Origin of the sequence: Serratia sp. Res13-Sevr-LER1-36-b (genome assembly GCF_015673035.1) — a bacterium.
GTDB lineage: Bacteria > Pseudomonadota > Gammaproteobacteria > Enterobacterales > Enterobacteriaceae > Chania > Chania fonticola_C.
Window position 1 is genome coordinate 57,081 of record NZ_JADACK010000011.1, and the last position, 24,476, is coordinate 81,556.

The 24,476-nt window shown below is 51.0% G+C and carries 12 protein-coding genes and 1 tRNA gene; 2 read left to right on the forward strand and 11 right to left on the reverse strand.

The features are described 5' to 3' along the window. Positions 1–21 precede the first annotated feature (21 nt). The 3 genes from IMQ33_RS07305 to IMQ33_RS07315 form a co-directional block, all read right to left on the reverse strand. Positions 22–6,342, reverse strand: coding sequence for a DEAD/DEAH box helicase (locus IMQ33_RS07305; protein ID WP_196061672.1), 6,321 nt, complete (start codon positions 6,340–6,342; stop codon positions 22–24). A gap of 12 nt (positions 6,343–6,354) precedes the next feature. After that, positions 6,355–9,642 carry an STY4851/ECs_5259 family protein gene (locus IMQ33_RS07310; RefSeq protein WP_196061671.1) on the reverse strand — a complete coding sequence of 1,096 codons (3,288 nt, stop codon included), beginning with the start codon at positions 9,640–9,642 and terminating at the stop codon, positions 6,355–6,357. Between the two features lie 595 nt (positions 9,643–10,237). Further along, positions 10,238–10,332 (reverse strand) — tRNA-Sec (locus IMQ33_RS07315). A gap of 174 nt (positions 10,333–10,506) precedes the next feature. Here IMQ33_RS07315 and IMQ33_RS07320 point away from each other — a divergent pair. Together IMQ33_RS07320 and IMQ33_RS07325 are read left to right on the forward strand one after the other, a co-directional pair. Beyond that, positions 10,507–11,091, forward strand: a complete 585-nt coding sequence (locus IMQ33_RS07320) for a DJ-1/PfpI family protein (protein WP_021181316.1) — start codon at positions 10,507–10,509, stop codon at positions 11,089–11,091. 670 nt (positions 11,092–11,761) lie between these two features. Then, a complete protein-coding gene (locus IMQ33_RS07325; protein ID WP_186529653.1) occupies positions 11,762–12,706 on the forward strand; it encodes an Rpn family recombination-promoting nuclease/putative transposase in 945 nt (314 codons plus the stop codon). A 366-nt stretch (positions 12,707–13,072) separates the two neighbouring features. Here the strand turns inward: IMQ33_RS07325 and IMQ33_RS07330 are convergent, their stop codons facing one another. The 8 genes from IMQ33_RS07330 to xylF form a co-directional block, all read right to left on the reverse strand. Beyond that, on the reverse strand, positions 13,073–14,425 hold the full coding sequence (locus IMQ33_RS07330; RefSeq protein WP_059199219.1) for an amino acid permease: 1,353 nt from the start codon (positions 14,423–14,425) through the stop codon (positions 13,073–13,075). Positions 14,426–14,505: 80 nt separating this feature from the next. Next, the gene (locus IMQ33_RS07335) at positions 14,506–16,749 is read right to left on the reverse strand and encodes an Orn/Lys/Arg decarboxylase N-terminal domain-containing protein (RefSeq protein ID WP_370571821.1); all 2,244 of its coding nucleotides are present in this window, start codon (positions 16,747–16,749) and stop codon (positions 14,506–14,508) included. Between the two features lie 219 nt (positions 16,750–16,968). Next, on the reverse strand, positions 16,969–17,658 hold the full coding sequence (locus IMQ33_RS07340; protein ID WP_196061669.1) for a helix-turn-helix transcriptional regulator: 690 nt from the start codon (positions 17,656–17,658) through the stop codon (positions 16,969–16,971). 260 nt (positions 17,659–17,918) lie between these two features. Beyond that, positions 17,919–19,265 (reverse strand): esterase-like activity of phytase family protein, encoded by a 1,347-nt coding sequence (locus IMQ33_RS07345; RefSeq protein ID WP_065683458.1) that lies wholly within the window; start codon positions 19,263–19,265, stop codon positions 17,919–17,921. Between the two features lie 115 nt (positions 19,266–19,380). Next, entirely contained in the window at positions 19,381–20,559 is a 1,179-nt protein-coding gene (gene xylR / locus IMQ33_RS07350; RefSeq protein WP_024527304.1) for a D-xylose utilization transcriptional activator XylR, read from the reverse strand. 51 nt (positions 20,560–20,610) lie between these two features. Then, positions 20,611–21,795, reverse strand: coding sequence for a xylose ABC transporter permease XylH (gene xylH, locus IMQ33_RS07355; protein WP_024527305.1), 1,185 nt, complete (start codon positions 21,793–21,795; stop codon positions 20,611–20,613). Next, the gene (locus IMQ33_RS07360; protein WP_065683455.1) at positions 21,773–23,314 is read right to left on the reverse strand and encodes a xylose ABC transporter ATP-binding protein; all 1,542 of its coding nucleotides are present in this window, start codon (positions 23,312–23,314) and stop codon (positions 21,773–21,775) included. The genes xylH and IMQ33_RS07360 overlap by 23 nt, the downstream gene beginning before the upstream one ends. A 28-nt stretch (positions 23,315–23,342) precedes the next feature. Next, positions 23,343–24,338, reverse strand: a complete 996-nt coding sequence (xylF, locus tag IMQ33_RS07365) for a D-xylose ABC transporter substrate-binding protein (protein WP_161713234.1) — start codon at positions 24,336–24,338, stop codon at positions 23,343–23,345. Between the last annotated feature and the right edge of the window lie 138 nt (positions 24,339–24,476).

The window sequence follows — 24,476 nt, forward strand, 5'->3', positions numbered from 1 at the left end:
CCGATTGGGAGCGTTAATCCATTAAGGCTCCATCACCTCTACCAACACATCCGTTGCCCAGCTTTCCTCGCTATTAAGCACCTTTCCCTCCTGGCAGGCTTGCGCCATTTTGCCAAGCTGAAAGGTCACGTCATCAGCAAAGTCAAAATTACGCCAAACATAAGGGAAGTCGATACGCCAGTATCCCATTCCTTGATCGAAGCGGATCTTCAACGTCTGACCATCCTCAAAGGTTACAGTCAGCTTACGATGATGCGGAATATTACGTGAGGAGTCGAACACCGTCAGTTCTATTGCTCTTCCCATCGCTGCCGCAAGCCACTGGTCGGCGAAATCCTGAAAATCCGCTTCGCTCATCCAGTCATGGGATGGCCGGTTACCGAGGCGGGCTTTGGGCTTAAACAGCGTATCAAGCGTCAGTTCTGCGTCATCAGTCAGTAATGGCTTAAGCGGTTTCAGTAATGTTCCTAGCAGCGCCAACGCCACCGGATTTTGCAGATAACGATCGGTATAGTGAACGCGGGTTACTCGTTTGTTTTTCATCAGAGACTGCGCTTCTTCATGGCCGTTAAACAGCATGTCCCAGAAGCGTTGTCCAAACTGCGAAAGCGGGCCATTCAATTGTTTGTGGATCTGAATGTCTTTTACCCGCTCAACATAGTTCGCGGCTTTCCCTGGTAGAACGAACTCGCACAGCTCTACCGATTTATAACCGAGGCTGCTAACCACCAGTTCGTCATTTAGATGCCAGCCCGGCCCCGGAATCGTTGCTTGCTGGCTGCGTGAGGCCAGCGTCATCACGCGATCGGCAAAGTCGATTTGTGCAACAATCGGCAAATGCAGTTCTTGTTCGGTATGACACAACCGCACACCCAGAGCAGTAAACTGCGAAAGTTCATGCAACAGTTCCGGGTCATCCACACCAGCAGGGATGACAAGGTCGACAGCGACGTTGTCTTTTACCCGGTAGCTCTGAATGGCCGCCCGGAACTGGCGGGCATATAGATCCCACTCATTAAGCGAACCGTTCATCCACAGCGTGAGTTTTTCAGCCCCTTCGTTAATCGCCCGGCGAATGGTATCGCCAATGGCTCCCGGGCAGTAGCGGGCATCCGGTAGCGAGAATGTCTCCTCAGCCGGTAAACCAATGTAGTACGTGAAGTCATCCCCAAGCCAGGCCAGCGCCGCTTTATGATCCAGTAAATCGTGATCGTGACGTGTCTGGGAGTCGAGCAGGCATTCACTGCATGAGGTATCGCAATGGCGGCAACCCAATTGTTTGACCATTCCTTGCAGCATAGCCTCGATGTGCAACGGCGCACTGGAGGCAAAACCGGCACCACCGCTGATCATATCGTAAAGCTGAACGGCTAATACCGATTGCCCGTCTTCCCGTCTGACCGGACGCACGGCGTAGCCCAGTTCTGCGGCGGAGATACCCAGAACGCCTGCCAGCGCCTGACGTAGTGCAACCGCCAGGGTCATGGCGACAATCCGCCCCTCTTCCGTGTTATCCGGGAGATACTCGCCGTTTTGCGGCCTGCGCAGAACCATTTCAAAGACGTCCGTTCGCGCCAATGCTCCCATCGTGACGTTCTTCATGAGCGCCGTCGAACCAGGGCAAATCAGACGGTGGTTCTGGTTATCGCGATCCGCTTTTCCCGGACGCGGTGGGTAGTGAGCTTCCATACTTTTCGGTGCATCGTTCGCATTCAGCATCGACTCTGCACGGCCACAGCTCAGGCACAATGCGTAACCATGCCCGCCTTCCCCAAGACTTTGCTGGAAAACATGCCCATCAGCCCCTGATACCATATACCCCATTATCGGATTAGGCAGCGGCACGGGCTCTGCTTTAACAAATACCCAGGCAGGGACGACAGGGATGAATTTCATACTTTCAATATTGTTCGTCACTGGCGCATGCGCATCGGTCACAAACCCGGCAGGTTGTAGCACCTGACGGCGATTATCCATGATAATTTTTTCACCACAGGCGCTATTGGTACAATAGAGTGTCCCGGAACTGCTCATCCCCTCTTCATAGCCGATGGTCCCGCATTTGTGACAGCGCCAGGCACAATCCAGACGCTGGGCTTCATTGGTGTCGGCATTAATATTGTGCCAATGAAGTGAGACACCGGCAGAGCGGAAGACCCGGCCATCAAGAATAATCTCTGCACCCGGCGCATATTCACGGATGGCGACACCTAGGTTACGGGAGGGCAGCCCTTTATAGCGTGACACGTTATCTTCGCGATCTTTTTTATCTCGGCTTTTCCACGATTTTTCACGGATATAGTCTTCCATAGTGAAGTTATCAAAAGTCACCACATCTGTCGGGAAGCCGTATCCTGGCAGGAAAGTTCTGGCCGCAAGATCGCGTAGCAAATACTCGCCGCAGTGCCGTTTTTTCTCCAGTTCTATGCGCTTGCGATAAGGCGTTTGCGGCTGCGACTCGCACTCCTGAGCTACAAGATCACGATAGACGGAAAGCCATCGCCGTTGCAGGAAATCGATCGCGTTGATTGTTTTATCCCGTAGCAGGTCGGGTCGGGCACCATGTAACGCAGTGCCTTTGACCAGTTGTTCCAGCGCTGGGTCGATATCAAGCTCTGGACGTTCAAGCCAGACTTTAAAGCGTTCACATTTTGAATGTCCGTCGTCTTCACCGAAAAACCAGATGCTGTCGAGACTGGTTTTCTCTTTATCCGTTTCGCCAATGACGTTACATAAAAAGTCAGACAGCAATAACGCGTTGATATGGCGTTGCACCAACCGGGCAGAGTTCATCGCAACCATCGGTGCCGGGATCATGGTCTCAAACGGCCAGAGTGGGTTGGCAAAAACCTGCTGGTCGTGCGGGTTCCCTTTACATAGCGTGTAGGAGATCGCGCGCGATTCTTGGCTACGTCCAGCTCGCCCGGCGCGCTGTAAATAGTTGGCCGGATGCGGTGGTACGTTGTTCATCACCACTGCGGTAATGCCGCCAATATCGACCCCCATTTCCATGGTGGTGGAACAGTTGAGAACATTAAGCTGCCCATTCTTGAACATCTTTTCATAGCTTTGTAGACGTTCTGACGATTGCTGGGCAGAGTGCTCGGCAGTGCGGTAATAAAAGCCGCCTTCCACTACACGATCGTTTATATCCGTCCAGACGTTTTCCGAACGTAATTGCGCGATCAACGGTTCCTTGCTGACCCAGTCACGCACTTTCGCTAGACCTGGGGCGTAGTCTTCCTGCGAACGATCCAGCCTCCAGATTTCCGGCATGGTTACTTTCTGCGCGATAAAGGCGTCATATTGCTCCTGGGTGAGATGTTCAAACGAAATGTGGGTTGGTAGATAAGGGGTTAAGCCTTTAAAGGCCGTATCCAGAATTTTATTGGTTACCGGACAAATCCAGGCATCCGTGATTAAAGAAAAAATCAGATGCTCTTTCGGTAAATAAAAACGGTTGCCATCAGACTTCAGTACTGCAAGTGGCCCTGTAAGTTGATTCCATGCTTCTTTAAGCCACGTATTGATAATATCAATAGTCGCTGTATTTGCTGTTTTGAAGCCAGCCCCCAACATGAGCAACTTCGCTAAACGATGGGATAGGTTGCCGTTACGAATTTGTGGCCAGCGTTTGTTCTGATTATCTACAGGATCTTTCGATTCCGGGTTACGAACGAATTTCGATGAAAAACGGCTACCAATCCAGTTTTTCAACTCGTCGTCCAGTTGTGTGAAGTTGTTTTCACGAACGTACAGATCCAGCGTAACCTTGAGAAAATCGTGCCAATCATCCAGCGTCAGCCCTTTTTCCTGCCAGTGCACCGGGATCTTATGTATTTTCTCCAACCCTTGGTAACCAACCTGAACTAATCCTTGCGTTTCCAAGCTGTTAGTCCGTTTGGGGCGGCGCATGAATTCCCGGAAAAGCAACATGTCAGAAAGCTTCAGCGGCCCGCCGTTTTCATTGAAAACTTCAGGCTTCAGATAATGGTTATATTGCAGAATGGGGCCGCGAATATCGGCTTTATCTTTAAGCTCATTGACCATTTCCGCCCAGGTTCGAGAAACCAGAATAGTCGCAACTTTACCACCGGTTGCGGCCTGAATGGCCTGTTCGAGCTGTTCAGCTTGCGTTTCTGCCAATTTCGCTTGTTCCGGCATTCCCCAGCTTCGATATTCCTCAGCCTGCTCGCGGTACTGTTTTGCCCTGGCCGCTAACTTTTCCAGATCTGCATTAGCATTCGGTGTTGTGGAAGTCTGTGTTCGTTGATGCCAGCTCAGGATTTCTACCACGCTACCGCGTAAACGACTGCGCTCTGCTTCTTGCTGCATGCGCACCGCCATTCTTGCTGTTCCCTGTCGACTATCGGTAAAGGTGATGAGTCGACGACCTCGCCCTGGTAACGAATCAGGACCAACGCCCTCTTTTCCTTCTCCACTGACAAAGTCCTGACAATACTCCAGAACGGTTGGCACAATGTTGGTGACATAAAATGGCCCGCCCAATAACGCGCGGCGGAACGGTTGTTTCCCGCTCATGCCTCTGTAACCACAGCCACTGGCGCTACAAACCTGTTCAATATCGTTAATAACCAGCGGGATGCTGTCATTGTTAATAACCCCAATGCGACGCGTCTGGCGATCCAGTCGCTGTAGGGTATAACCCGCCACGTTGGTATTTTCTGCGGCAATAATAAGCGGAGACCGGAAAGTACTCTCTTTCTCAACTTTTTCGTCTGTGGCGTCATGTTCAACAGGCACATCATCCTGCAAAGAGAATTCATCGCCGCCTTTATTTTCCCATTGGACAAGTTTGCCTTTTTTGTCCCGTGCCAGAAGATGTGGCTCGTTACATTCATTACAGAACGCCAGTTCGTAAACCGGGCTTCCACAGTCGCAATTTTGTCTTTGGTTCACATACACGTAGCCAAAAGGCCAACCTTTTTCCAGCGGTGTACTATGTTTTAGCCTGCACTCTTTATCGACACAGGCCCATACTCCCTGGGTATTGCGCTGGAAGATATGCGCCCTGACCTTAAGAAATGCCGGATCCTTTGCATTTGGTTGAGTACCAGAACAGATGTCGATCCATCGCAGCACATCCTGCTGGCTATAATGCTGTTTTGTCAGCGAGTTCAACCGCTGCGTCATCTCATCCAGCTTCATTGGATTTGGTTGGCTGACCAGCATCTCACGTAAATAACGCGCTTCAGGTGAATGCGTCAGTGCACAAAAACGTTCCGGACTTACGCCTTTCATTTCTGTATCGGGTATCTGCTCAATTTCTTCCAGCGGCTGATAAACATGTTTGCACGGTTCCAGTTCCGGGATCACCCGGCTTCCATCCAGCACGTCAATACGCTCCTGCGGTATGCCGGATAAGTCAGAGAGGAATTTTTTCAGTTGTTTTTCGGCGTAGCTTCCGGCAATGGTCGCAGAGGTTGCCACAAAGCGCACATCATCTGGCGTCACGCCAAAGGCCGTCATCACGCGACGTAACTGGAGTGCCAATTCAGCGGCCTGCGAGCCGACATAGGTATGCGCTTCATCCAATACGATCCAGCGTAGTGATTTTTGTGCTTTGGATTGCTGGATAATCGGGGCGTCGATCTGGCGGACCATCATATATTCCAGCATCGTGCCATTGGTCACCAGAATAGGGGCAGGCACCTCGCGCATCTTTTCGCGTGACAGGACGTCATTCGGCCTTTTAGCCTGCTCGCTCTTTACAGAGGCGTGTAGATTTTCGGTGTTGCCGTTATAGAGGCAGTATCGAATCCCGCTACCAAAGCCACGTGTCCAGGCATCCAGACGCTCACGCTGTGAATTAATCAGGGCGTTAAGCGGGTAGAGAAAAAGGGCCCTGACACCGACCAGCGGATTGTTGCCGTTTTCATGCAACTCCCGGTAGAGATCTTCCAGCACAGGAACCATAAAACATTCTGTTTTGCCTGAACCCGTACCACTGGTTACCACCACCGAATGTTTCTGTTCCAGCAAAGCCTTCCAACTGGCTAACTGGTGAGTAAAGGGTTTCCAGTCAGCACCAAAACGATAGCGTCCATTGTTCTGATCGTCCAATGAATCAACCACTGCTTTACTCAGCAATGCTTTGCCTTCCGTCAGGCTACGCATCGTGTGGTTTGACTCTTTCCAACCAAACATTTGCTGAAATACTGGGGAAGCAAGGAATGAGCCGGATTGCCCACAATCGGCGCCCATTTGATGCGCGAGATGCTCACGCAACTGTGGGTTGGTGACCCCCATGATACTCAGCGTTGCTTCAGTTGAACGAGACAACGATTGTTCAATCAGTGACGAAAAATAGCCTGTAGTCATCCTTATTCCTTTTTATTTTTCAGAAACATAACGCAGAAGGCTGCACTGGAAAATGGCCTTAAACCAGCGTGAGTCGAAATCCCTGACCTGCCTTAGGAAAAACACGGCACCAGGTTTACGATCAAATACCGTCTCAAAAGAGGTTTTACCGCTTGCAACAGCCGCCGCAAAGACGGGTAACCAAGCTACGGAACAGTGATAATTCGCTTCAGGATAAATGTCGATCACCGGATCTTTTTGTGACATCATCCAGCTATGCAGACGATTGCAGCCGTACTCTGGCCAGTGATCCTCACTATGCTCACGTCTAAGCTCCAGATACCACTCGTGAACTAAGAACTCTGGAATAGGTGGGGGTAATTGTCTGTCGCTTAACCATTTCTCAATTTCGTCGGCATACGTTGGGAATACGATCCCCAACCGCTGATACATACTCTTCACTAGTGCAGTTTGGGTTTCTTCCGGCGCACCTTTTTGACTCAAAAATAATTGAAAACGCTCGGCTGCGGCTTTGATTTCAAAGATGGGAAAGAACTCCCATAAAATGGGAAACTCATTCTCTATGCGGTTCAGATAATCGGCTAACATTTCAAATTTGAAGAGCGACATCGCCAGCGCCGGCGGGTGCTTTACCAGTGCACGCCATACTTCAAAAGTTGCCAGCGGTAGATAGCCAAATTGCTCATACAGGCTACGCATAAACTGCCAGCCTGAATGAGCCGGATCGTTAGCCATCTGATCGAGCACTAGCGTGATGGTATTCACTTCCGCCTGAGGATTAAAAAGTTGGGTGGCTTTCTGCAATGAACGGATGCTACTTCCCTCTGCAGGTAACGAAGGCTCACCACGAATAAAGCAAGGACGGAACGACATTTCCTCACCCATTTTAGGAACAACTAACCATGGCCCATTTTTGTTTACGATAGTACTCAACTCATATTCACCGACGGACACACCTTCGCTCATTCTTGATGATAAAGGGGTAGCTTTCCTCTCCGGCTCGCTCAATAGCATGATGACAGGAGAAGGTATTTGCCTGGCACGATAATTAGCTGACTGGCTGATGAGAAGTTCTCTTTCGTAATCATAACGCAAACTGTATTTGTAGCGGCGGATCTGCCAGCTTATCGCAGCGCCAGCACCTTTGATCCGCATCTCTACAACCTGGTCAATTCCCGTCTCAAGAGACAGCAAATTTTCGACATGCTCTCTCAGGCTATATAAATTAAGTTCGACCGGATGTTCTCCCGCCGTATAACGCCATTCATGCCATGCCTGTAGCCCACTTATAGAGCGCAAATGCAATTCCAGTGAAAAGCGTGTCGGTTCACCATTTTTACCAAACAAATAGGCTCTGGAGCCAAGTAAATCATGCAGAGTGATATTTTTATCCAGAGGATTCCCATCTGCATCAAAGACCAGGCAGCCTTTCGCCGGGAAAGGTAGAATCATCTCTATAGGGTCTGCTCCTAAATTTGGATAAATTTGCAGAGAGACAAACGCAGGAGGCATTCCTTCTGCTTTGAGTAATATTTCGGTACGTCCCGCCGTGCGTTTACGCGCAACCTCCAGTGTTTTATTTTTTAAGACAGACATACAGGGATGTTGCGTTGAGATAACAATAGAGCCTTCGTTGGCTTCCTCTCTCCCATTTATTTCAACAGTAAAATCTGCTGGTAATACCCCAATTTTTCGACGTAGTAGTGTTTCATTGTTAGTATTTCTGACAGAAACATATTGCGTTCCCATCATCTCTTGTACCTGACATTCATCTAACGATATGCCATTCAGGTAACGTTTGAACTGTATATCTTCAATATCCAGATTTTTCGCCGTAACTTTAGGTACGCCAAGGAATGTTTCATCAGGCTGGCAATTCCAGGTCACCCGTTTACCATAAAAATCAAATCCCCCTAGATTAGATTGCTCTCTGCCGGTACGTATCCGGTATATTTCATCTCCGGAAATAGTGACTTCCTGACACCCTTTTACAATGAGCGTTTTTAACCCTAATATTGGCACTGTACTCAGGGAAACTTCGTATCCCAAAAGAGTGGTCTTTTCTCGAGGTAAAACAATAAGGACATCGCTGTTACGTACACTACAAGAAGCTTGCCCTTGCAATAACCAGCGGCCCTCATCAGCAACAAAAGTAAGTGGTACCTCGCCAATAGGGATTTCGCTATCATCCAGTTTTATTGCACCAACAATCATCCCACCAGCCCGTGCAACCAACGATAAACTCGCAGATGGTTCATGTCTGGCAAATATCGATTGACTTTTGCGTAGGCGAACTATGGCATGAGCATTTTCTAGGGTGGCATAGACAGGGCCAAGGCTGGCAACTTCGTCTCCATCTTCATAAATAGCAAGTTCGAATCGAGTTGTTGAGGGTTCGCTGATGATCGGGAAAGAGAGTTTATCAGGCAGCGAAACTATCGCTCGTATTTGATCCGGATGGTTTTCCGACCAATAGAATTGACAACCGGTACCCTTATTTTTTTGTAAGCGGGATTTAGTTTCTACAGAAGCTGTGCATAATAACCCATTGAGAAAGTGGGTGCCTGTTTCATCATCCAGTGGCATGGGGAACTCATCCCGCCATTTAGGATGAACCTTATCAAGCTGCTTCACTGGTTCGGTATGATTACTCAGATTGTACAACAGAACCAACGAGCTAAGCTTTTCCGCTATATGGCTGATGAGTTCAACAGAAGTATCTTCACTAAAAACAGTTGGCAATGCTGACTTTTCTACGACGGTTCTTACCAGCGAAAGAACGGAAAATCCTGCCAGTTGTGCCTGCTCATATTGATTGAGGATCCGGGAGAATACAGCCTGAAAATGACTATCCGATTCCTTCAGTAAGCGAAATGGTAACCCACCCTCACTGAACAATGTTCCGAGAAAATTACGTCGCTCCGATTCATAAAATCGAATTGGGCGGATCCAGTAGCCTTCCATCCCTTTAGGGATAACATTCCTTAACTCAGCAGCTGTTAATGATACCCCCAATGTTTTATAAATAGGGTCCCATGTCCACCCACAATGGCGTTCATAATCTCTGCGATACCATTCAGAGCAAAAAAGGACAAAACAGGCAGCATAACCTTTATCATCAACATTACTCTTCAATTGGGCAATCGCACGAAGCAGCTGAGTTAGATTATTGTATTCATCGTTGGTCGCATGATATTCATATAGAGGTCGACCATCCGGTTGCCTCAATCCTCTACGATTAAGAAAATTACTTAGCCAGGAAGTACATTTTAACCAAGAAGTGCATTCTGATTGACTCAAAGCAAACTCCTTACAGACAAGCGAAACAAAACCCCAAGACCCAAGATTATCCATGAAAAAACAGATCAGGATACGCCCATGCCAGTTGGACCACAATCACTAATTTTATAGGTAAAAATTGCAAATAATTTCTATTTAAATAATATAAAATATTAATTGATCGCATGCTATTCATCGCTTTGATTTATAGCTATCTATCGAAAGAAAATTTCACTTAAGTAACAAAGGCTATGAAATCAGAATGTACGGAGAAATCCGCTAACAGGTGCTCAAGTCTAGCGAGTTTTTACCATTGTATCCTGTGCAATCAATATAGTTCCATGCGAGCCATAAAAAAAGACATCCAGCCATCTTTGAGGCTAGATGTCTTTTTGCATATTATTACTTAGAATGAGGGGGCTATGACCAAATGGAGTTATTTCAAGGCGTGTAGTTTCGAAAAATCGAATGAACTTACCGGCCTCTCTCTGTTTTCATCCAAAACCACTGCAGCATCAGCCATCGTTCATCCAGATAGTTCGCGCGATTGTAGGCACTACGGATGCTGCTATTATAAGGGATTTATTGACTTTAGTGGAGTTCAGAATACATCGAATGGCGGAAGATCACAGGAGTCGAACCTGCCCAGGACCGCTGGCGGCCCCAACTGGATTTGAAGTCCAGCCGCCCCACCGGGGACGAGGATCTTCCTCTGGATACAGGAAGCAAGTCGCAGATTATAGCGCGAATCCCCCTAGCTGCTAAGAGGGAATTCAAGTTTCCGCGATCCCCTTCTTACACTTGCTCTCCCGCACAAAACTCCCGCCTTTTATCTGCTACCCTAGCAGAGCCCGGGTTATTAACCCGTACATTGCTGGAGATGCTATGACCAAGAAAGTTGCCGTCCTGCTGAGCGAAGGATTTGAAGAGGCCGAGGCGGTTATCGTGATCGACGTGTTACGTCGTATGGAGATAGAGGTAGAGCTGCTGTCCTGCCAGGATAGGCTGGAGCTGCGCAGCTATCACCAGATACGTATGTTTGCCGATGCTCTGTTGGAACGCCGCATGGACCAACTGTACGATGCCGTGGTGATCCCCGGAGGGCCGCAGGCTACCGCCGCAATGGCGGAAAACGAGCTGGTCGTGGAGTTTATCCGCCGCCACGATCGTGCTGCCAAGCTGATCTGCCCGCTGTGTTCTGCCGCCGCTCGCGTGCTGGCTGCCAACAAACTGCTGCAAGGCCGCCGTTATGTCTGTTCTGGCGATCTGCATCAGGAGATCGAAGATGGTACCTACGTGGCTGAAAGGGTTGTGGAAGATGGCAATCTGATCAGTGGCCAAGGGTTGGGGGCCGCGTTTGATTTTGCCTTCACCGTGGCCTACCGCCTGACCGGCGATCGCACTACCACGCAAGAGCAAGCCGTACATATCTATCACGAAAACTGGCAAGCCCCACAGGCAGTGCATTAATCGCTACTGCTGCTAACTAGGCGCGGCACAGTTTGCGTTTTCCGGTTGTTGACCGGGAACGAAAATTGTTACCGCGCTTTCTGTTTTTTACGGCTATTCCTCGCTAACCAGGTACAACGTTTTGATCCCGCTTTTACTGTGTTTAGCGACAACCAATGCATAACAATGACCTGTAACTGTTTTGCCCGATTAGGGCGAAGCCGTGGTCAGTAATACCACGGTCATCAGTACGCTGGTAAAAATCCTCCCTAACCGGCCCATCATTTTTTAACCACGAAAAAGAAATGTGAGAATTGGCTGCATCTTTGGCAGAAATTATTCAGATTGATGACAACATGGCTATTTTTCTGAATTTTTCGGAGCAAATATATATGACCATAGGTGCGTAGTCGGTTGAAGGAAACGTGACGTCGCCAATACCTCTTCCCCTGTAATAGTCGGTAGTCCATAATTACACCATGCAATGCCTTCACGGGATCTATGCTAAAAAAGAGAGGGAATTCTTTATGAGTATGCCACAAACAAAATCTGAATTAATTTCATATCTTAATAAAAACCTCGGTGAATTAATAAATGACCTGAATATAAGTTCGCCGGAGTTAATCAATGGAGAGACATGCGAAAAATAATAACGTCAGCTTAAAATCAGTATCGGAGTGAAATGATTATGATGAAAAAGAAAAACAACACGCCAACACCCCACGATGCCACATTCAGACAGTTCCTGACCCAGCCAGAGGTTGCCCGTGATTTCATGGAACTACACCTCCCGGCAGAGCTGCGTGCCATCTGCGACCTTAATACCCTGAAACTGGAATCAGGCTCCTTTGTGGAAGATAACCTCCGCCAGTACTTCAGCGACGTGCTCTACAGCCTGAAAACCACTGTTGGGGATGACGGTTATGTCCACGTGCTCATCGAACACCAGTCCACCCCGGATCAACACATGGCTTTCAGGCTCATCAGGTACGCTGTAGCGGCCATGCAGCGCCATCTGGAAGCGGGCCACAAAAAGCTGCCTCTGGTAATACCGATGCTATTCTATACCGGTAAGCGCAGCCCATACCCCTATTCCACCCGGTGGCTGGATGAGTTTGCTAACCCAGAGCTGGCCGGTAAACTTTACAGCGCTGCTTTTCCGCTTGTCGATGTCACCGTCATCCCTGATGATGAAATCGCAGGCCATCGCAGCATGGCGGCTCTGACACTACTGCAGAAGCACATTCATCATCGGGATCTGGCAGAACTGGTGGATAGGCTCGCTCCCATCTTACTAGCCGGATATCTCTCTTCATCACAGGTAGTATCGCTGGTACACTATATTGTACAGGCGGGCGAAACGTCAGACGCCGAAGCCTTTGTACGCCAACTGGCACAGCGAGTGCCGCAACATGGGGACACACTGATGACCATCGCACAACAGCTTGAACAGAAGGGCATTGAGAAGGGTATCGAGAAGGGCATTCAGCTTGGTCGGCAGGAAGGGCATTCAGAAGGCGAGCGCGATGCTACGCTGAAAATTGCCCGCACCATGCTGCAGAACGGTCTCGATCGCAACACCGTCATGAAAATGACCGGTCTGACCGAAGACGAGCTGGCACAGATCCGCCACTAATCTTATTAGAACAATGCTCTAGCCTTATTGTCGGACCTTGCCAATATCTGAATAGTCGCAAAGGGACTATTTTTAGTGGGACTATTACCTGATGATATAGCAAGGTTTGGCAAATAACGACGAAATGTAGAATTGCCACTTAGCCTCACCGCTAGGATATTACGCAAAATTGAAAGTAACGCGTTTAGTTAAAATGAACAACTAATAATGGCAGGGTTTTATATCTCCCCGAAAAGGGGTGATTCGCTGTATTTTATTTGTCACCTTTATAAAAAGCCTCCCCCCAAGGAGAAGGCTTTGAGATAAAAGAGCCATTCACTGTTGCAGTAACGCCTTCATTGTTACCGCGCTTTCTGTTTTTTACGGCTACTCCTCGCTATCCAGGTACAGTGTTTTTATCCCGCTTTTGCTGCGTTTTGCCGCAACCAGTGCATATAACGGGATGGTGAGCATCATCATCAATACCCCCCAGAACATGGCATTGCCTCCCGATCCGAACAGGGCAAACAGACTGTAGAGAATGCCAATCACCGCCAACGTGCAGTAGAAAATAAAGCCCCCGCCCTTATTCAAGGATTTGGCCACCATGATGATCGGTAGCGCGACCAGCGCATAGATATAGGGCAGTAAAGAGGCGAACACCGACATCAGCACAATCACCTGAAACTGTTTTGCCAGATTAGGCGAAGCCGTGGTCAGTAATACCACGGTCATCAGCACGCCAGTGAAAATCAGCCCCTTCATCGGTACATCGTTTTTGTTCACCACGGCAAAGAATTTCGGGAATAGCCCCTGCTTCGCGCCAGCTTTTGGGGCTTCAGACTGCAAGATCAGCCAGCCAGAGATCGAGCCGAAACAGGCGATAATGCTCAGTGCAGAAACCACTTCCCCGGCAAATTCACCAAACATATAACGAGCGGCGTCGGCAAAGGGGGCGGCGGAATTCACCAATTCACTATGCGGTACCAATCCCATAATCACCGAACAGCTGGTGACATAACACACGGCGGCAATCAGCAACCCCAATACCGTCGCCTTGGGCACGGTGGATTCGGGGTTTTCCACCTGTCCGCTGGATACCACTGCGGATTCCACACCCAGAAAGCCCCACAAAGCCAAAGATGCGGCGGAGAGGATTGCCGAAGCGTCGCTACCCTTGGTGCCATTATAAACCTCGGTGAACAACGCGGGTTTGAACCAGAACCAGCCAATAAAACCGATGCCCAATACCACCACCAGCATGCAGCAGGCGGTGAATGATTGGGAGCGCCCGGCCACCCTTGCCCCCAAAGAAGCCAGAGCGATAAACCCCCAGAGGATAACAATGGCGGTGATAGAGCTGACAAGCGGATCTTTGAGAATGGGGAAGAAATAACTCAGGTAACCCACACCCGCCACCAGCAGCGCCACGTTACCCACCCAGGCGCTGATCCAGTAACAGATGGTGGTCTGAAAGCCAATAAATGGCCCGAACGCGTCGCTGGCATAGGCAATAATGCCGCCATCACGCGGTGTCACCATGCTGTTCTTGGCAAACACCAGCGCCAGGGCAATCACGCCGACAATGGTAATCACCCAGCCAAATAAAGAGATAGACCCGATGCCTGCCAGATTGGTTGGCAGCATAAAGACCCCGGATCCCATCATGTTAGAGGCAGTCACCAACGTCAGGGCGACCAACCCCATTTTTTTTACGGAGGCAGTATTAACAGAAGCCATGATATTTCCCATCATTATTGCGTTGATACAAATCTTGAAGAGGGTGCGGATCGCACCCATGGGGATAATGCGCAGGCTGATTAACGCATGGTGGAAACAGGAACCTTGTCGGCAGCGCTGGCAGGCGTTTCTTTTATGCATCGCACCCAATAAGTGCCGTTCTCATCCACTTCCACCCCCTGCAGTTCATGTTCAAAGCCGGGGAAGCGCTGGCCGAAGGTCTGCAAGGCCACCAGGTAATCGACGATGGCTCGTGATTCTGACGTCACTTTTTCACCCGGCATGATGAGCGGAATACCCGGTGGGTAAGGGGTTATCATCACGCCCAGCGTGCGGTTGTTTATGTCGGCAGCCTTGACCTGCTCGGTTTGGTCGGAGATCAGGCATTGATAGGCCTGGGAGGGGGTAAGAACGGGGATGGCCTCTGCAGAACAGGCAAGCTCCAAAAGCTCGGCAATTTTCAGCTCGATATTGGCCTGATGGATCGACCGGCATAAATCACCGATGCCCATGTTGCGATAGGCGGGGGAGCTGGCCGCAACCTGCGGAAGCACCGAGGTCAGCGGGGTATTCTCGTCATAGTGATGTTTAAATATCATCAGCATGTCGATCAGGGTATTCCATTTGCCCTGGGTAGAACCCAATGCAAATAACACCAGAATGGTGTAGTCGCCGTTGCGGGCCGGGATAATACGCTGGGTATCCAGGAATTTTGCCACTACCGGCGCGGGGATGCCGAAAACATTCATCTTTCCTTGCGCGTTCAGCCCAGGGCAGGTAATGGTGACCTTGATGGGATCCAACATCGCATAACCCTCAGGCAAATCGCCGAAGCCGTGCCATGCCTCTCCCGCTCGCAGCTGCCAGCAGGTGGGATCGTTGGCTAGCACCTCGTCGGCAACCTGGGTGAAGGGAACCTTTTTGCCCTCCTGCAGCAACGTGCTCGGCTGCCAGACATCGAAGAACCATCCCTTGTCACTTTTTTCCGCTTTGAGCTTGTCTGCGACGGTCACCAGCGTCTTGCGGAAGCTGATGGCATCGTGAATAGCTTCATCGACCAATGTCTTACCGGCTTGCCCCTCCATCATGGCGGTCGCCACATCCATCGAGGCAATGATCGGATAGAACGGTGACGTGGTGCCGTGCATCATAAAAGCCTGGTTGAAAATGTCGTAATCCACCGGGGCACGCTTGGAATTGCGGATATGTATCATCGAGGCTGAAGAAAAGGCCGCCAGCATCTTGTGTGTCGATTGCACGGCATACAGCGTTGGGCCGTTGTCTTTATCTTCGGGGACATCCATGGCGAACCTCCCCTGATAGAGGGGGTGGAATTTCGCATAGGCATACCAGGCTTCATCAAATTTGATCCGGGGTACCGACTTGGCCAGCGTTTGGGTGACGGCGGTGACGTCATAAATCAAACCGTCGTAAGTGCAGTTAGTGATGATGGCATAAGCGGGGCAGCGGTCTTCTGCCTGATAAGCCAGCACGCTGTCATCAATTTTTTGCTGGATCGCTCTGGCCTCAAATTGATCGGGAGAGATCAAGCCAATAATGCCGAGCCCATTACGCGCAGGCTGGAAATAGACCGGTTTAGCCTGGGTGATGGTCAGCTCATGGTTGACGGACTTGTGGCAATTGCGGTCAACCAGGATTATTTTATCTTTTAAATCAATTGAGTGGCCCACTATCTGGTTAGACTGGGATGAGCCCCCTGTCACATAGAAGGTTTTGTCCGCGCCAAAGAGTTTGGCGGCTCGCGTTTCCGATTCGCCCGGCGCTCCCTTATGCTCAAGCCAGTCCCCCATTTCCGGCGTAGAGATACCGATGTCTGCCCGCATCAGGTTTTCGCCAAAGTAATTGATAAACTCACGGCCTACCGGGTGCTTAAGATAGGCAACCCCCCCTTGATGCCCCGGGCAATCCCAATAGTAAGGGCTGTCTAACGCGTAACTTTTTAGCGCGGCGAAATAAGGCGGCAGCAGGTTCTCAACATACTGACGTATAGCTAGATGAATGCGGCCAGCAATAAACTTGGGCGTATCTTCGCTGATGTTGATGTACTCATGGATCTCTTGAATCACCTCCGTCGATAAACGCCCTAACAAAGGCACACTTGACGAAAAGAAGATGGGCACCCGGCTGTTTTTAGCGCGGATCACGCGAATTATCTCCTTGATAATGGGAGATCCCTCACCCAGGTTAGCCCCATCACACTCATTAATAATGATACAACCGATACCCGCTTCTTTTCTGGCCATCGCCAGGGCCGTTTCATTGGTTTCCGCGTGGATAAAATGGTAGTTATTTAATGCCAGCACCTCCTTTATCGCATGATAGCTATCATCGACCTGTATTTTATTATCGCGTACAGAAACAATTAATATTGGAAAATCAAGATTGCTTGCATAACTCATTGTATGACCTCTTCTCATCCATGTCATTGAGATATCAACTGGGATGCCAGATGATGAAAGCGAGCATACTCTTGAAGCGCAAACAATAAACTGTACCAAAGGTACAGTTTTGTAGTGAGATGATTAGCGGATGATATAACAGGGTTTAGAAAATAACGGTGGGATATAGAATTGCCATTGCTGCTTTCTGGCAAAAAATATAAACTCCCGTGTGGTTTCACAATGGACTTTCGCCAGAATGTTACTTTTATGGAACTTTACCGTTCTCAGCGTTCTGTTGAGAATACTGGCAATCTCCTTCTCCGCCATGCCTTGTAACAGCAGAAAAGCCACGACCCATTCCTTAGCGGATAAAATCTCGGAGGGACAAGCAACGGTTAATTTACCGATGCCATCACCAGAGACAAAAAAACGCGGTGTGATGGAGTGCAGTGGCTTGATATGGCTGATAATACCGGAGCAATGAGCCTGTTTGTCGTAGTAGGGCATGCGTTCACAATAAAACACGCTGAATATGCGTTTGCTATCAATAGGGAGGATCCCTACTGCCTCAATCTTCCTCACCTCATCAATAACGCGTTGGTCATGGATTGAGATAAAGGGCTTAAAAGGGGCCAGTGCAGAAGGTCTCCCACTTCCTTCCGGTTTCAGTAATAGGCCATATCTGGCATTGGCATACACCGGCTTTTTATGCACATCCTTTAAACACCAAGCCTCATCACTAGACTCCCACGCAATCAAGATCTCCAAAGGAATAGCAATAGCTAACGAATTTAATTTCGCAATAATACTTTCGGTACTGACACGAGACATTTTCCCACCTTCAATCCTTGGTGCCATTATTCACAATACAAATGGCGACATAGTGTAAAACGCCCAGAGCAGACTACCAGAAAGCCAACCTGAAGCGGCAAGATTGAAAGTAACGTTTTATTAATATACTTACCTGAAAATGACCGCGTCCTATATCTACTATGCTCCCACCAAAACGGAGTCACTTAACGTATTCCTTCATCACCGGAATAAAAAAGCCTTCACCCCATCAGGAGAAGGCTTGGCGATAAAGGAAAATTTTACGGTTGTAGCAGGGCTTTCACATCCAGCAAAATAAATTCGTTATCATCCGCCACGTTGGGTTCACGGCTGGAAGAGAACGGGAAGTTATTGTCGTTCCCCACGATGATATGGCTGCCATCCACCACGTCGACATTCTCGATAGTGAAGAACGGGAAGGTCAGCACGCCGTTATTCAGCGGCTTGCGCGCCAGCTTCTGCGGGTCCTGAATGTTCAGCAAATCGATATACGCCAGTTTTTCTACCGGTTTGCCGACGTTGGCGTCGGAAAACGCTATTTTGTAGACCCGTTTGAATTTGGCGATCTGGCTGAAGCAGTTATCCGTTGGCGCGCCTGCCGCACAGGCTTTATCGGCTGTGCCTTCACCATTATCACGTTCGATCACCAGGCCATGATTGGCGTCGATCATATTGAAATCACCGATGGCGTTCTGATTGTCTTCCAACACATACTGCCAGCTGCGGCCAGTCCATGCCTGCTGTTTGACGTCAAACTCCAGCACCCGCAGGTAGCGTTTACCCGCCACGTTCTCAAACTGTTCGCCGTCCCACAGCGCCCCTTCCAGCAGGGGATACAGCTTACTACCGTCTGGTGATACCGCCATTCCTTCAAAGCCCTTGGAGCGCGCCACCTGGAAGTTCTGCTTGCCATCCGGCGCACCTGGCAGCGTCAGCGTCGGGTTATCCGGCGATTTCACTACCTTGCCGTCAACCTGGGTATCAAATACCGCCAGCACCTTGCCGTTCAAATCCGCTTTAATCAGGTAAGGGCCAAATTCATCGCCGATCCATAGGGCATCGTCGGCAAACTGGAAGCTTTCCGGATCGAAATCGCTGCCGGTCAAGTAACGTTTGTCGGTGCTTTCATTGACGATATGGAACGGGACTTTTTTATCGGGATCGTGCAGGAACAGCGTTTTTAGCGGCGTTACCGTGCCTTCCTTGAAATCGATACGGTAATGGTTGAGATACAGCATGGCGTCCGGCGAGTTGGCCTTGCTGCCAAAGCCGTTGTCGGTCAGCACCCAGTAGGTGCCATCCGGCATGTGTTTGATACCGGAATGCCCCTGCAACGGCTGGCCATTGATGGGTAGCCCGATGCCGGTCAGCCGATCGGCAGATTTCCCCGCGACGCTACCCAGTTCGGTGATGCGTTTGCCACTGGTGTATTTACCACTCTGTTGCAGATCGGTTGGTGCATCCTGGGGGGCAGTGACGCTGGACTTCACCGGTAATACGGCGTGCCCGGCCAGCACGGCGGGGACTTCCTGAGCCTGCGCCCATAGCGTGGTGCTGAATGCCAGGCAACTGGCCAGCAGTGCCAGGCGGGATGGTAAATTATGCATATTATGTACTCCCTGATAATGGTTTTGCCCAAAGGTAAAAAGCAACGCCACTATAGGGAGCCGTAATGACAGAAATATTATGTGCCGCGTGACCAACAGTGCCGGTACTGCGGTTTCAATAGCCGACCTCCCCAAAACGGTCGCGGCACTCTTTGGGCGTCATGTCATAGCCTTTCTTGAACACCGAATAGAAGTACTGCAACGATGGGTAGCCACACATCTGGGAAATTTCATTGATGGGTAATGAGGTCGCGGTGAGTAAATTGCGGGCGCGATCGAGCTTTTCTTGGTGGATGGCGTTATGGATCGTCTGGCCGGTTTCATCCTTGAAGCGCTTTTCCAGATTGGAACGGGACATGCCCACCGCATCCAGTACCTGCTCCACCTTGATCCCCTTGCAGGCATGGTAACGGATATAGTGCATGGCCTGGATCACCGCCGGGTCGCGCAGTGAACGGAAATCGGTAGACCGCCGTTCAATCACCTTCACCGGCGGCACCAGAATACGCTGTAGCGGCAGATCACGTTGATCAAGCAGTTGATGTAACAGCTTGGCGGCACGATAGCCCATCTGGCGTGTCCCCTGCACCACCGACGACAACGCCACGCGCGATAGATAGCGCGTCAGCTCTTCGTTATCGATGCCAATCACACAGAGTTTTTCCGGCACGGGAATATCCAGGTGCTCGCACACCTGTAACAGGTGGCGCGCCCGCGCATCGGTAACGGCTATAATCCCGGTCTGCTGGGGCAAAGTCTGCACCCAGTCCGCCAGGCGATTCTGGGCGTATTGCCAGTTCTCCGGCGCGGTTTCCATCCCCTGATACACCACCCCTTGATACTGTTCCGCCGCCACCAACTGGCGGAAAGCCTGTTCACGTTCCTGCGCCCAACGCTTCCCCCCCTCGGCCGGCAGGCCATAGAACGCAAAGCGGTTCAGCCCTTTTTCTTTCAGGTGCATAAACGCCGCTTCCACCAGCGCATGGTTATCGGTCGCGATGTAATGCACCGGCGGGTAATCCGCCTCCCGATGATAAGAGCCCCCGACGCCAACCAGCGGCACCTGGACATTACGCAACAGTTGCTCAATATTCCGGTCGTCGAAATCGGCGATCACGCCGTCCCCCAACCAGTCCTTGATATTATCGATGCGGCAGCGAAAATCCTCTTCGATAAAGATATCCCAATCACTTTGCGACGCCTGTAAATACTCCCCAACGCCCTCCACCACCTGGCGGTCATACACTTTATTGGCGTTGAACAGCAGCGTAATACGGTAGCGCTTCTTAAACATGGGGGCTCCCCAGCAATAAATACGGTCACAGCTACAAGTGTAAAGCCGCGCCTAGACCCGGCGTTTGGTCGCGGAATCCATCCACACCGCCAGCAGCAGGATCGCGCCTTTGACGATATATTGCCAGAACGTCGGCACGTCCAACATGCTCATGCCGTTATCCAATGAGGCCATGATAAACGCCCCCATCACCGCTCCCGCCACGCTACCAATCCCCCCTGCCAGGCTGGTGCCACCGATCACGCAGGCGGCGATAGCATCCAGCTCGGCAATGTTACCGGCAGAAGGCGAACCGGCCCCTAGGCGCGAACTGAGGATCAGCCCGGCAATCGCCACCATCAGGCCGTTGATGGCAAACACCGCCAGCTTGGTACGCTCAACGTTAACCCCGGAAAGCCGCGCGGCATCAATATTACCGCCGATGGCATAAATACGGCGGCCAAAGGCGGTACGCGACGCCATAAAGATCCCTGCCAGCATCAATGCGGTCAGGATCAGCACCGGCGTTGGTACCCCACGATAGTCGTTCAGCAGGTAAATCGCCCCTAATACCAGGATTGCCATGATGCTCTGCCGGGTGACATCGCCGCTCGCTGCCGCTACCGGCAAGCCCAGTTGCGTACGTCTACTACGCCGCCGCCACTGCCAGGCCACAAACAGCATCAGGCCGACCGCGCCAATGCCAAAACCCACTCCGTTGGGCAGGTAGCTCTGGCCAATCTGTGACATGGCATTGCTGGTGGGTGATACGGTGGTGCCATTGGTAATGCCGATCAGAATACCGCGAAACGCCAACATCCCCGCCAGAGTGACGATAAACGAAGGGACTTTACGATAGGCTACCCACCAGCCATTCCACGCCCCCAGCAACAGCCCCGCCAACAGCGTGACCACAATGGTCAACGGCAGCGGCCAGCCGAACCAGACGTCAAAGATCGCCGCCGCGCCGCCCAACAGCCCCATCATTGAGCCAACGGAAAGGTCGATCTCCGCCGAAATAATCACGAACACCATGCCCACCGCCAGAATGCCGGTGATCGCCGTCTGGCGCAGCAGGTTGGAGATGTTACGGGCGCTGAGATAGGCCCCTTCGGTGGTAAAGGTAAAGAACAGCATGATGACGGCGATCGCCGCCAGCATCACGAACACCTGCAGGTTGACGGTTTTCAGCCCGAACGGCGGCTTTTTTGCCTCCACTGGCGGCAGGCTGGCTTCAGATTGCGTGCTTTTCAACATGTGTTTCACTCCTCAAGGCCGCTTCCATTACCTGTTCCTGGGTCAGATCGCGGTTCACCAAATCAGCTTTGATCTGCCCCTGATGCATCACCAATACTCGATCGCTTAACCCCAGCACCTCCGGCAATTCGGAGGACACCACAATCACCGCGAGCCCCCGTTGTGCCAATTGATTGATCAGTTTGTAAATCTCTTGCTTGGCCCCGATATCAATGCCGCGCGTTGGCTCATCCAGAATGAGGATTTGCGGGTTCAGCAACAGGCACTTCGCCAGGATGGCTTTCTGCTGGTTACCCCCGCTGAGACGCGCGATAGCCAGCTCCGCAGAAGACGTTTTTACCCGCAACCGTGCCAGCGATTGTTGGATAGTTGCCTGCTCCTGCGCATCATCCAGCACCGTCAATGCGCCACTGAAATCCCCCAGCGCCGCCAACGTCATGTTGGCCCCCACGCCCATCACTGGCACAATGCCATCGCGCTTGCGGTCTTCTGGCACCATGGCGATGCCATATCGCATTGCCTCGCGGCAGTTGGTGATGGTGGCCGCCTGCCCTGCAATGGTGATATTGCCCTGCCAACGCCCCGCATAGGCGCCAAACAGGCACTGCATGGTTTCGGTACGCCCGGAGCCAACCAGCCCGGCCACGCCGAGGATCTCCCCACGCCGCAGGGTAAAAGACACATTATCGGCCCGGCGGATATGCCGGTTGACCGGGTGCCAGGCAGTGAGGTTTTCCACCTGCAGGACCACCTCGCCGATGGTATGGGGTTCCTGCGGATACAGCTCGGTCAGCTCACGGCCAACCATCATGGCGATGATATCGTCCTCGCTCATCTCCGCCGCAGGCCGGGTGCCAATGTGCTTGCCATCGCGGATCACGCAGATAAAGTCCGAGATCGCTTTCACCTCGTTGAGCTTGTGCGAAATGTAGATACAGGCGATCCCGTGATCGCGCAGATCCGCAATGATCGCCAGCAACGTGGCGGTTTCACTTTCGGTCAATGAGGCGGTGGGCTCATCGAGTACCAACAGGCGCACCTGTTTGTTCAAGGCCTTGGCGATCTCCACCAGTTGCTGTTGGCCCAACCCCAGTTCACCCACGCGGGTATTGGGGTCAACCTCCAGCTTGACCTGTGCCAGCATGCGCTGGCACCGCAGGTACATGTTGTCGTAATCCATCACCCCATAGCGGCCCCACTCGTTGCCGAGAAACAGGTTCTCCAGCACCGTCATCTGCTTCACCAGGGCCAATTCCTGGTGAATGATGGCGATACCTTTCTGCTCGGTATCGCGAATGGTTTTCGCCGTAACGATCTCGCCCGAAAAATAAATATCGCCCTGATAACTGCCGTGCGGATATATTCCGCACAGCACTTTCATCAAGGTGGATTTTCCTGAGCCATTTTCACCGCACAAGGATAATACCTGCCCCGCCTCCAAGTGCAGGCTGACATTATCCACGGCTTTCACTGCGCCGAATTGTTTAGTGATATTTCGCATTTCTAGCAGGCAGGGCATTATTCACTCCCCCCAGATGGCGTTGCCATTAATTAAGGTCCGATTGCTTATGGAAACCATCGGCAATAATCGTACTCTCGATATTCGTTTTATCCACCTGTACCGGGGTTAATAGCCAGGCCGAAACCTCTTTACTGCCATTATTTAATTTGGCGTTAGACTTGGGTTGTTCCCCTTTGCCCAGTTGCACGGCGATATCCGCCGCTTCGTCGGCCAGTTTGCTGATCGGTTTATAGACCGTCATGGTCTGGGTGCCCGCCACGATGCGTTTTACCGCCGCCAGATCGGCGTCCTGGCCAGAGATCGCCACCTTACCCGCCAACCCTTGCGCAGCCAGTGCCTGAATGGCTCCACCCGCGGTGGCATCGTTGGAGGCCACTACCGCATCGATATGGTTATTGTTGGCCGTCAGGGCGTTTTCCATAATCTTCAGCGCGTTTTCCGGCAGCCACCCGTCGGCCCACTGATCGCCCACTATCTTGATCTTACCGCTGTCGATCAGCGGTTGCAGCACGGTCATCTGCCCCTTGCGGAACAGCTTGGCGTTATTATCCACCGGCGAGCCGCCCATCAGGAAATAGTTGCCCTGCGGCACGCGCTGCACCAGGCTTTCTGCCTGCATCTCGCCCACTTTCTCATTATCAAACGAGATGTAGAAATCGATATCGGCATTGTTGATCATGCGGTCATAAGCCAAGACCTTGATGCCTTCGCGTTTCGCCTCGCTAATCACGTTGCTCAGCACTTGGCCGTTATAGGGGATGATCACCAGGACATCGACGCCGCGGTTGATCATATTCTCGATCTGCGCCATTTGGGTTTCTTCATTGCCGTTAGCCGACTGCACAAACACATCGGCCCCCAAGGCGTTGGCTTTTTTGACAAAAATATCGCGGTCTTTTTGCCAACGCTCCAGGCGCAGGTCGTCGATGGCCATACCGATTTTAATCTGTTGGCTGTAGCCCGGTTGGCTGGCCAGTAGCAGCAGTGCGCAAGCAGAAAGCAAGAGTGGTTTGAATTTCATTTTATAACCCTTGAGTTGTGTAGGGAAATAGTTATCCATACGCTTTCAAACGGCAAAATTGAAAGGTGACGAGATAAAGCACGAAACTTCCCGTGGATTGTTGTCGCTTATGCGATGTTCAGCAATTACAGATTTTCA

Excerpts from the sequence above, each read along its gene's own strand:
- IMQ33_RS07305 (WP_196061672.1), bottom strand. The coding sequence starts at position 6,342 with ATGACTACAGGCTATTTTTCGTCACTGATTGAACAATCGTTGTCTCGT.
- IMQ33_RS07320 (WP_021181316.1), top strand. The coding sequence starts at position 10,507 with ATGACCAAGAAAGTTGCCGTCCTGCTGAGCGAAGGATTTGAAGAGGCC.
- IMQ33_RS07325 (WP_186529653.1), top strand. The coding sequence starts at position 11,762 with ATGAAAAAGAAAAACAACACGCCAACACCCCACGATGCCACATTCAGA.
- IMQ33_RS07330 (WP_059199219.1), bottom strand. The coding sequence starts at position 14,425 with ATGGCTTCTGTTAATACTGCCTCCGTAAAAAAAATGGGGTTGGTCGCC.
- IMQ33_RS07340 (WP_196061669.1), bottom strand. The coding sequence starts at position 17,658 with ATGTCTCGTGTCAGTACCGAAAGTATTATTGCGAAATTAAATTCGTTA.
- IMQ33_RS07345 (WP_065683458.1), bottom strand. The coding sequence starts at position 19,265 with ATGCATAATTTACCATCCCGCCTGGCACTGCTGGCCAGTTGCCTGGCA.
- xylR (WP_024527304.1), bottom strand. The coding sequence starts at position 20,559 with ATGTTTAAGAAGCGCTACCGTATTACGCTGCTGTTCAACGCCAATAAA.
- xylH (WP_024527305.1), bottom strand. The coding sequence starts at position 21,795 with ATGTTGAAAAGCACGCAATCTGAAGCCAGCCTGCCGCCAGTGGAGGCA.
- IMQ33_RS07360 (WP_065683455.1), bottom strand. The coding sequence starts at position 23,314 with ATGCCCTGCCTGCTAGAAATGCGAAATATCACTAAACAATTCGGCGCA.
- xylF (WP_161713234.1), bottom strand. The coding sequence starts at position 24,338 with ATGAAATTCAAACCACTCTTGCTTTCTGCTTGCGCACTGCTGCTACTG.